We start from the raw sequence: 9408 nt of genomic DNA on the forward strand, positions 1-9408 counted from the left end.
CAGTACGCCGACCTGGTCACCGAGCGGACCCGGCTGGTCGCGGTGACCGCCGGCAGCAACGCGATCGGCACCGCCGGACGGGCGGCGATCGCCAAGACCGCGCACGCGGCCGGCGCGCTGGTGTGCGTGGACGGCGTGCACTCGGTGCCGCACGGCCCGACCGACCTGGCCTCGCTCGGCGCGGACTTCCTGGTGACCAGCGCGTACAAGTGGTCCGGGCCGCACCTCGCGGCGATGGTGGCCGACCCGGCGCGCTGGGAGGCGCTGCGCCCGGCGAAGCTGCTCCCCTCCGCCGATTCGGTGCCGGACCGGTTCGAGTACGGCACGCCGAGCTTCCCGCTGCTGGCCGGGGTGACCGCCGCGGTGGACCACCTGGCCGGCCTGGATCCGGCCGCGACCGGCGACCGGCGGGAGCGGGTACGCGCCGGGCTGGCCGCCGCGCAGGCGCACGAGGAGGCGGTCTTCGAGCGGCTGTTCGCCGGGCTGACCGGCCGGTCGTTCGTGACCGTCTACGGCGCACCGGCCCGGCGCTGCCCGACGGTGTCGTTCCGGGTGGCCGGCCTGGCCCCGGCGCAGACGGCGGCGGCGCTGGGCGAGGCGGGGCTGTGCCTGTCGCACGGCGACTACTACGCCTACGAGTACTTCCGCACGATGGGCCTGCGCGCCGACGGCGGCGCGGTCCGGGCCAGCGTCTACCACTACAACACGGTCGAGGAGGTGGACCGGCTGCTGACCGAACTGGACCGGCTGGCCGGCCCCGGAGGGAGAATGGCCCGGTGAGCTTTCAGGTCGAGGACAACCCCGCCAAGCGTCGCTTCGAGATCCTGGTGGACGACGCGCTGGCCGGGTTCGCCGCGTACGCCCCCGGCGACGGGGTGCTGGTCTTCACGCACACCGAGGTCGACGACCGGTTCCAGGGTCAGGGCGTCGGCGCGGCGCTGGTCCGGGGCGCGCTGGACGAGGTCCGCGCCCGGGGCGGCCGGATCGTGCCGAGCTGCCCGTTCGTGGCCGCGTTCGTCAAGCGTCACCCCGAGTACGCCGACCTGGTGGCCGACCCGGCGTGAGGCCCGGGCCGGCCGGGGGACCTCCCCGCCCGGCCGGCCCGGGAGTCAGCGGGCGCCGCTGAGCACCTCGGCGGCGGCGCGGGCCGCGGCGGCGGTGGCGCCGTGGGTGGCCAGGTGCACCGCGCCGGTGACCAGCTCGGGCACGCCCAGTTCGACCACCACCGCGTCCGGGCGCGCGGCGAGCGCCCGGCGCACCGCGTCCCGCATCCAGTCGTGCCGGTGCAGGTCCCGCACCACCAGCACGAGCGGCCGTCCGGCCGGCAGGTCGCCCGGGTCGGCCGGTACGGCGTCGGCGGCGTAGCGGGCGGTCGTGGTGCCCGGCGCCAGGCTGGCCAGGGGCGCGGCGATCCCCCACAGGCGTCTCCTCGCCGATGGCGATGTTGCGCGGCGGCGCGAACTCCACCACGTGCGCCGGCCCGGCCAGCGGCAGCAGCGCGGCATCGCCGCTGACCCGGACCGCCCGGCGGGCGGCGGCCAGCCCGATCGGTGAGCCGTCGGCCGGTGGCGTGCCGGCGACCCGGCGGGCGCGGGCGGCGACGCTCCAGGCGGCGAGCTGACCGACGCGCTTGGCCGCCTCGGCGAGCCGCTCCTCGGGCAGCTGGCCGCTGATCACCGCGGCGACGATCGCGTCGCGCAGCTCGCGGGCGTCGGCCTCGGTGGCCCGTTCCCCGCCCACGCAGATCGCGTCCGCGCCGGCCACGAGCGCGCGTACCGCGGCGCCGGTGAAGCCGTACCGGTCGGCCACCGCCCGCATCTCCACCGCGTCGGTGACCACCACGCCGCCGAAGCCCATCTCCTCGCGCAGCAGCCCGCCCAGCACGCGCGGGCTGAGCGTGGCGGGCAGTTCCGGGTCCAGCGCCGGCACCAGCAGGTGGCCGGTCATCACCGCCTGCGCCCCGGCGGCCACGGCGGCCCGGAACGGGGCCAGCTCGACCGCGTCGAGGCGGGCCCGGTCGCCGCCGATGCGGGGCAGGTCGTGGTGCGAGTCGACCCGGGTGTCGCCGTGTCCGGGGAAGTGCTTGGCGCAGGCGGCGACGCCGCCGGACTGCAGGCCGCGTACCCAGGCGGCGGTGTGCCGGGCGACCAGGTCCGGGTCGGCGCCGAACGCGCGCACCCCGATCACCGGGTTGGCCGGGTTGGAGTTGACGTCGGCGTCCGGGGCGTAGTCCAGAGTGACGCCGACGGCTGCCAGTTCGGCGCCGAGGTCGCGGGCGACCTCCTCGGTCAGCGCCGGGTCGTCGATCGCGCCGAGCGCGTAGTTGCCGGGCCGGGAGCTGCCCCGGGCGGACTCGATCCGGGTGACGTCGCCGGCCTCCTCGTCGATCGCCACGATGACGTCCGGCCGCTCGGCCCGCAGGTTCGCGGTGAGCGTGGCGACCTGCTCGTGGTCGACGACGTTGCGGGCGAACAGGACGACCGAGCCGAGCCCTTCGCCGAGCCAGCGGCACACCCACGGCGGCGGCGTGGTGCCGACGAACCCCGGTTGCAGGACGGCGGCGGCGAGCGCCGCCAGATCTCCGGTCGATCCCTCGGTCCGCTCGCTCATGTGCTGTCGTACCCCCGTCTCCCCCACGGACCCGCCGGGGCCGGCGGGTGCTGACATGGTCACACCGCGCAGCTAAATAGTCAACAATCCTTACTGTTAGGCGGTGGCGTCCCGCGACCTCCCGTGGGAGAGTTCCCACATGTCCGCCCTGCCGCTCGCCGACGCCACCAGCGCCGCCGACATCCCCGGCGTACGGCTGCTCGGCCTGATCGTCGGCGGCCTGTTCCTGCTGATCGCCATCCGCGCCATGTTCCGCCGCTGATCCGCACCGGGCGGGTGAGCGGCGCAGGCGGTTTCGCGCGGGATCGCCGGGGGTAGCTGAGGCGCTTGATGAAACTGACCACTCACTCCTCCAGCCTGCGCCGGGCGGCACGGAACCTGTTCGGCTGGACCGCGCTGCGGCCCAACCAGCTCGCCGCCATGCGCGCCGTGATGAAGCGCCGCGACGCGCTGGTGGTGCTGCCCACCGGCGCCGGCAAGTCGGCGATCTACCAGATCCCGGCCAGCCTGATCCCCGGCCCCACGGTGGTGATCTCCCCGCTGCTGGCGTTGCAGCAGGACCAGATCGCCGCGCTCAACGAACGGCAGCGTCCGGAACTGCGCGCGGTGCGGATCAGCTCGGACGAGAGCGCCGCCCAGCAGGCCGAGGCGATCGAGGACATCCGGGCCGGGCGGGCGGAGTTCCTGTTCATCACGCCGGAGGCGCTGAGCAACCCGGACCGGCTCGCCGAGGTCCGGGAGCTGAAGCCGGCGCTGGTGGCGATCGACGAGGCGCACTGCATCTCGGCGTGGGGCCACGACTTCCGCCCGGACTACCTGGCGCTGGGCCACCTGATCGACGGCCTGGGCCGCCCGCCGGTGGTGGCGCTCACCGCCACCGCCTCCCCGCCGGTACGCGACGACATCATCGCCCGGCTGCGGCTGCGCGAGCCCGAGGTGGTGGTCTCCGGGCTGGACCGGCCCAACCTCTTCCTCGAGGTGGCCCACTGCCCCACCGACGACTACCGGTGGCGGCGGCTGATCGCGCTGCTGCGCGACGACGAGCGGCCCGGCATCATCTACGTGCCGACCCGGCGCGCGGCCGAGGAGCTGGCCGAGCGGCTCACCGGCGCCGGGTTCCCGGCCGAGTTCTACCCGGCGGCATGCCCACCGCGGGCCCGGCACGAGCTGCACGAGGCGTCCCTCGCCGACCGGGTGCCGATCATGGTGGCCACGTAGGCGTTCGGCATGGGCATCGAAAAAGCCGAACATCGCCTGGGTGGTGCAAATGGCGCTGCCCGACTCCCGGACAGAAACTTACCAGGAGATCGGCCGCGCCGGGCGCGACGGCTCACCGGCCCGGGTGATGCTGCTGTGGCGCGCCGAGGACGTCGGCCTGCAGCAAAAAAATCAGCGGCGGGCTGCCCGCCGAATGGGCTGACCGAGCTGGCCGCGGTGTTTGCGCGGAAAGGCCCGCAACCGCAAGGAGCTGCGCGAGCTGACCGGGAAAAGACCCACGCAAACTGGGCCAGTACCTGTCCCTGCTGGAGCAGGTCGGCGAGCCTCCGCCGCGCGCCCGGCAGCGCATCGGCGCGCCCCGGTACGCCCCGGCGGCCGCCGACTCCGGCCCGGCCGCGCTGGCCGAGGCGGAACGGCAGCAGACGGTGACCCGGTCGCGTACCGACATGATGCGCGCGTTCGCCGAGACCACCGGGTGCCGGGGCCAGGGCCCTGCTGGCGTACTTCGGCGAGCAGATGCACGAGGTCTGCGGGCACTGCGACCAACTGCCACGCCCGGCACCAGCGTGGCCCGCCGACGGCGCGGTCGGGCCGTTCCCCGTGCACAGCCAGGTGCGTCACCCGGAGTGGGGCGCCGGCCTGGTGCTCAGCTACGAGGAGGACCGGATGACTGTGCTCTTCGACGAGGTCGGTTACAAGACGCTGTCCGTGCGCGTGGTGTCCGAACAGGGCCTGCTGGAGCTGGACTAGCCTGACCCGGGCGCCACGGGGGCGCCCGTCGACAACGACGAGCACGGCGAAAGGGGCCTGATCGTGATCGAGCAGCCGGCGTACACCCGGTTCGGCGTCTCCGACGAGGAGTGGGGGCTGCTGGTGGGGCTGCCGCAGTCGGTGCTCACCGCGGCGGCCGCCGCCGAGTCCGACGGCACCCGCCGCACCATGGCCGAGAACGCCGCCGGGCTGCAGACCATCGCCACCGGCCGCGAGTCGGCGAGCCCGCTCGTCGCGGCGGTGGCCGGCGAGATCGTCGACCGGGTCGGCGACCCGGAGACCGGCGCGGAGCTTCCGGTGCTCACGCCGGAGGACCCGAAGGCGATGATCGAGGACGTGCTGACCCGGGCCGGCCAGGCCGCCGCCCTGCTCGCCGCCCGGGTGGACGAGGGCCAGGCCGGGGCGTACCGGCACTGGCTGGTGGACATCGCCGAGCAGGTGGTGGGCGCGGCCTCCACCGGCGGCATCCTGGGCCTCGGCGGCGACACGGTGACCGACTCGGAGCGGCGGTTCCGGGACCGGCTGGCCCAGGTGCTGAACGACTGAACGGACTGCTAACAGAAGGCTCCCCGGTCCGTCAATGACGGACGTCACGGCCCCACGGGTGTCGCTTTTCGGCCCCGTGGGGCGTCCTGGTTCTAGCAGGTGTGACGAACCACGGGGGTCGGTTGATGGACGGGAAGCTGCGCCGGCAGGTGCTCGACACGGAGGATCTGCCACCACGCGAGCGCTTCGGCATGTGGCTGGACATGATGGCCAGCACCCCGACGCCGCTGCGGGTGCACACCGCGCACGCCGACGACTTCGTCGCGCGGGCCGAGTTCGTCGAGCTGGGCCGGATGCGGCTCATCCGCTACCGCTACCCGTCGGTGGACTGCGTCCGCACCTCGAAGCTGATCCAGCGCTCCGACCCGGACTACTACCTGCTCGCGCTCACGCTCACCGGGACCAGCCAGGCCGACCAGGCGGGGCAGCGGGCCTGCTGCCGCCCCGGCGACCTCACCTTCTACGACTGCTCCCGCCCGCACGAGGTCAGCCACCACGCCGACCCGGCCGGGCCCGCGTACGCCCGCTCGATCGTGGCCCTGATGCCGTACGACGCGCTGCCGCTGCCGCGCCGCCGTCTCGCTCCCCTGTTCGCCGGGCGGATGTCCGGCTCCGAGGGCGTCGGCGGCCTGCTCGCCGACTTCCTCGTCCGGATCACCGCGCACCCCGAGCAGTACCACGCCGCCGACGCCGAGCGGCTGGGCGGGATCGGCCTGGACCTGGTCGCCACGCTGCTCGGCCGCAACCTGGTCTCCGAGGAGGCGGTCCCCACCGAGATCCGGCGGCGCGCCCTGCTCGCCCAGGTGCGCTCGTACGTGGAGCAGCACCTCGGGGACGCCTCGCTGGACCCGGGCCGGATCGCCGACGCGCACCACATCTCGGTGCGCTCGCTGCACCGGCTCTTCGAGGACGAGGAGACCACCGTCGCGGCGTACATCAGGGACGAGCGGCTGGCCCGGTGCCGGCGCGACCTCGCCGACCCGGCGCTGAGCGACCGCTCGATCCAGCTCATCGCCGCCCGCTGGGGGTTCCGGGACAAGGCACACTTCAGCCGCGCCTTCCGGGCCGCGCACGCGGAGACACCGCAGGCATTCCGGGCCCGTCATCTGGAACCGGCACGGATCGTCAACACCACGGCATCCGCAGTCAACTCGGCGCGGACATACTGAACGCAGGGCTGAGACCGCTCCCAGCGGTGGCCCACTGGTATCGGGGGGCCGTGGCGTGGCGTCCGCGGCGGCCCGGCCGCGGGCGGCCGCCCCGGTGGCGGTCTCCCCGCATCCGCGCCGGACGAGGTTTCCGGCCCCGTCGCGCTTCCCCCCAGGACCGACGGGGCCGGTCAGCCGGCCTCCTCCTCCAGCAGCGCCAGCACCGACTTCTCCACCGCCTCGCGCGGCATCTCCGGCTGCACCGGCGCCAGCACCCCGTCGTGGTAGAGGTCGACCACCCGCGGGTCCACGTAGGAGGCCCGCGCCACCGTCGGGGTGTTGCCGAGCAACTCGGCCACCGACCGCATCACCCCGGCCACCGCCCGCTTGCGGGCGGTGGCGGAGCGCTGCGGGCCCACGTTCGCCAGCTCGGCCGCCGCCAGCACGGTGGCGTGCCAGGTACGGAAGTCCTTCGCGGTCATCTCCCCGCCGCTGGCGTCGCGCAGGTAGTCGTTCACCTCGTCGCTGCGCACGTCGCGCCAGGACCGGCCGTCCCAGTAGCCGAACAGCCGCTCCTGGGCCCGCCGCCGCCGGCGCAGGTTGAGCAGCACCCGGCACAGCTCCGCGTCCTCGATCCGGCGGACCTGCTCGATGCCGCCCTTGGCGGGGAACTCGAAGACCACGCACCCGCCCCGGGAGCGGGTGTGCTCGGGGCGCAGCGTGGCCACCCCGAAGGTCGGGTCGTCGCCGGTGGCGTACTGGTCGCTGCCGACCCGGAAGGCGCCCATGTCGAGCAGCCGGGCGACGGTGGCGAGCACCCGCTCCCGGCGCAGGCCGCGCAGCGCCAGGTCCTGCGTGACCCGGTCCCGCAGCGCGGGCAGCCGGTGGGCCACCTCCAGCACGTGGTCGAACTTCGCCTCGTCGCGCTTGCGCCGCCAGCCCGGGTGGTAGAGGTACTGCTTGCGGCCCGCCGCGTCGATGCCGGTGGCCTGGATGTGGCCGTTCGGGTACGGCGAGATCCACACGTCCTGCCAGGCGGGCGGGATGACCAGCTCGCGCAGCCGGGCCAGCTCCCCGGCGTCGCGCACCGGCTCGCCGGCCGGGTCGAGGAACAGCCAGCCCTTGCCGCGCCGCCGGCGCGCGTACCCCGGCCGGCCCGGATCGCTACGCCGCAACCGCACCGGATACCCGTTCCACGTCGGCCACCGCGGCCACCACCTCGTCGATCCCGATGGCATTCAATGTCGGGTGGCTTCCTACCCCGCGTGACCCGGTCGAATCCGGGTTGACGTGCGTGGGCTCGATCGCACCGAGGGCGCGGTGGCGAGGCCGGTCCGCCGGTGGCCCCCAGTGCGCCGCCGGCACCGGCCCGAACAGCACCACCGAGGCGGTGCCGTAGCCGGTGGCCAGGTGCGCCACTCCGGTGTCCCCGCTGACCACCAGCCGCGCGCCCGCGACGAGCGCGGCCAGCTCGGCCAGCCCGGTCCGGCCGGCCAGCACCGCCTCCGGCGGCAGCCCCCCGTCGCGGGCGACCCGCTCGGCCAGCGCCCGCTCGCCGGCAGATCCGGTCACCGCCACCCGGTGACCGCGCGCGGTCAGCTCCCGGGCCAGCCCGGCGAACCGCCGCGCCGGCCAGCGCTTCGCCGGGATCTTGCTGCCCGGGTGCAGCAGCGTCAACCCGGCCGGTACGCCGCCCGCCGCCGGACGGCGCAGCGCGAGATCTCCCGGGTCGGCCGGCAGGCCGTACGCGTGCAGCAGGCGGCACCAGCGGCGCACCTCGTGCTCGTCGTCGTCCCAGGCCGGGCCGTCCGGGTGCCCGGCGTCCGGGTTGCGGTGGGCGAGCAGCCGGCCGGGGCGTACGGCGGCCAGCGCCCGGGTGCGATTGCGGCCCCCGGCCGTGCAGGTTGACCGCCACCTCCGGCGGCGGTCCGGTCCACGCGATCCCGGTCCGGTCCGGGTGTTGAGCAGTACCCGGTCGACGCCCCGGTCAGCTCCGCCAGCGGCGCCAGCCAGTCCGGCGCGGCGAGCACCAGTTCCCGGCCCGGCAGGCCGGCGCGCAGGCCACGCAACGCCGGCACGGCGGTGACCAGGTCGCCGACGCCGAGCGCCCGCAGCACCAGGATCACGGGTACGAGGACTCCTGCGCGGCGCACACCACCATCTCGCGTACCGCGCAGCCGGCCGGCTGGGAGAGCGCGAACATGACCGCGGCGGCGGTGTCGGACGGCTCGTTGAGCACCGCGTCCGGGCCGGGGCGGTACTGCGCGTCCCGCTCGTCGAAGAACGCGGTCCGCATCCCGCCCGGGATCAGCAGCGTCACGCCCACAGTGCCGGCCAGCTCGGCGGCGAGCGCCCGGGTGAAGCCCACCACCCCGAACTTCGCCGCGCAGTACGCCGTCGCGTCGCTCACCGCCTTCACGCCCAGCGTCGAGGCCACCGTGACGATGTTGCCGCGGGACGCCTCCAGCCAGGGCAGCGCGGCCCGGATCACCGCGGCCGTGGCGAGCAGGTCCACCGTGACGATCCGTTCCCAGGTCTCCGCCGGGATGTCGGCCAGCTTCCCCGGCACGTCCATGCCGGCGGCGGTGACCACGGCGTCCAGCCCGCCGGAGCGTTCCGCGAGATCGCGCGTGGCGGCCTCGGCGGCTCGGGTGTCGGCCAGGTCGCACTCGGCCCAGGGCACACCGTCGGCGGGACGCTGCCGGTCCAGCACCAGCGGGCGTCCACCGGAGCGGGCCACCGCGGCGACCACCGCCGCGCCGAGCCCGCTCGACCCGCCGGTGACCAGGACCGCGGGCCCGGCGCCGGGAGCGGGGGCGTTCATGCCGCCGCCCGCGCGACCGCGCCGGATCGGATGCGTCGCTCGTTCATCGTGCTCCCTTCGCCGTGGACCGGACCACCGTCTGCGCGACGGCCTCCGCCGGGTCGAGCGTCGTGGCCGGCCAGCCGCCGCTGCCCCGTCCCGCCCGCGCGGCAGCGATCATGTCGGTGGTCGAGCGCCCGTCGAGGTACGGCACCACCACCGTGTGCCCGCCCCAGCGGGCCAGGATCTCCGACTCGGGCAACGTCTCGGCGCCGCCGCCGCTGGCGTAGTCGCCGCCCTTGACCCAGATGT

General features: G+C 75.3%; 10 protein-coding genes and 3 pseudogenes. 8 read left to right on the forward strand and 5 right to left on the reverse strand.

All coding sequences use genetic code 11. The features are described 5' to 3' along the window. Together MCBG_RS08610 and MCBG_RS08615 are read left to right on the forward strand one after the other, a co-directional pair. A partial coding sequence (locus tag MCBG_RS08610; RefSeq protein WP_043325019.1) for an aminotransferase class V-fold PLP-dependent enzyme occupies positions 1-780 on the forward strand: 780 nt, incomplete at its 5' end. Beyond that, positions 777-1064: a GNAT family N-acetyltransferase gene (locus MCBG_RS08615; RefSeq protein ID WP_043325020.1), complete on the forward strand. Its 288-nt coding sequence runs from the start codon at positions 777-779 to the stop codon at positions 1062-1064. The genes MCBG_RS08610 and MCBG_RS08615, both read left to right, overlap by 4 nt. A gap of 45 nt (positions 1065-1109) precedes the next feature. Here the strand turns inward: MCBG_RS08615 and MCBG_RS08620 are convergent. Then, positions 1110-2610: pseudogene (locus tag MCBG_RS08620) on the reverse strand (glycoside hydrolase family 3 protein). A 139-nt stretch (positions 2611-2749) separates the two neighbouring features. Between MCBG_RS08620 and MCBG_RS34760 the strand changes: the two are divergent. From MCBG_RS34760 to MCBG_RS08635, 6 genes are all read left to right on the forward strand, one after another. Then, complete coding sequence (locus MCBG_RS34760; RefSeq protein WP_255358596.1) at positions 2750-2872, forward strand: hypothetical protein; 123 nt, start codon at positions 2750-2752, stop codon at positions 2870-2872. Positions 2873-2940: 68 nt separating this feature from the next. Continuing rightward, a complete protein-coding gene (locus tag MCBG_RS35110) occupies positions 2941-3828 on the forward strand; it encodes a RecQ family ATP-dependent DNA helicase (protein WP_369799285.1) in 888 nt (295 codons plus the stop codon). 49 nt (positions 3829-3877) lie between these two features. Continuing rightward, complete coding sequence (locus MCBG_RS35115) at positions 3878-4030, forward strand: hypothetical protein (RefSeq protein ID WP_369799286.1); 153 nt, start codon at positions 3878-3880, stop codon at positions 4028-4030. Between the two features lie 398 nt (positions 4031-4428). Continuing rightward, positions 4429-4578, forward strand: coding sequence for a DUF3553 domain-containing protein (locus MCBG_RS35120; protein ID WP_369799287.1), 150 nt, complete (start codon positions 4429-4431; stop codon positions 4576-4578). 63 nt (positions 4579-4641) lie between these two features. After that, complete coding sequence (locus MCBG_RS08630) at positions 4642-5145, forward strand: hypothetical protein (RefSeq protein WP_043325021.1); 504 nt, start codon at positions 4642-4644, stop codon at positions 5143-5145. A gap of 125 nt (positions 5146-5270) precedes the next feature. Then, positions 5271-6314 (forward strand): AraC-like ligand-binding domain-containing protein, encoded by a 1044-nt coding sequence (locus MCBG_RS08635; RefSeq protein ID WP_043325022.1) that lies wholly within the window; start codon positions 5271-5273, stop codon positions 6312-6314. A gap of 170 nt (positions 6315-6484) precedes the next feature. Here MCBG_RS08635 and MCBG_RS08640 read toward each other — a convergent pair whose 3' ends face one another. From MCBG_RS08640 to MCBG_RS08655, 4 genes and pseudogenes are all read right to left on the reverse strand, one after another. After that, on the reverse strand, positions 6485-7474 hold the full coding sequence (locus tag MCBG_RS08640) for a DNA topoisomerase IB (RefSeq protein ID WP_043325023.1): 990 nt from the start codon (positions 7472-7474) through the stop codon (positions 6485-6487). Next, positions 7458-8419, reverse strand: a pseudogene (locus tag MCBG_RS35125) (glycosyltransferase family 9 protein). Before MCBG_RS35125 ends, MCBG_RS08640 begins: the two are co-directional and overlap by 17 nt. Continuing rightward, positions 8416-9117, reverse strand: a complete 702-nt coding sequence (locus MCBG_RS08650) for an SDR family oxidoreductase (protein ID WP_043325024.1) — start codon at positions 9115-9117, stop codon at positions 8416-8418. Before MCBG_RS08650 ends, MCBG_RS35125 begins: the two are co-directional and overlap by 4 nt. A 43-nt stretch (positions 9118-9160) precedes the next feature. Beyond that, positions 9161-9408, reverse strand: a pseudogene (locus MCBG_RS08655) (D-beta-D-heptose 1-phosphate adenosyltransferase); the annotation flags it as partial.

The sequence above is a fragment of the Micromonospora sp. M42 genome (assembly GCF_000568915.1).
Lineage (GTDB): Bacteria > Actinomycetota > Actinomycetes > Mycobacteriales > Micromonosporaceae > Micromonospora > Micromonospora chalcea.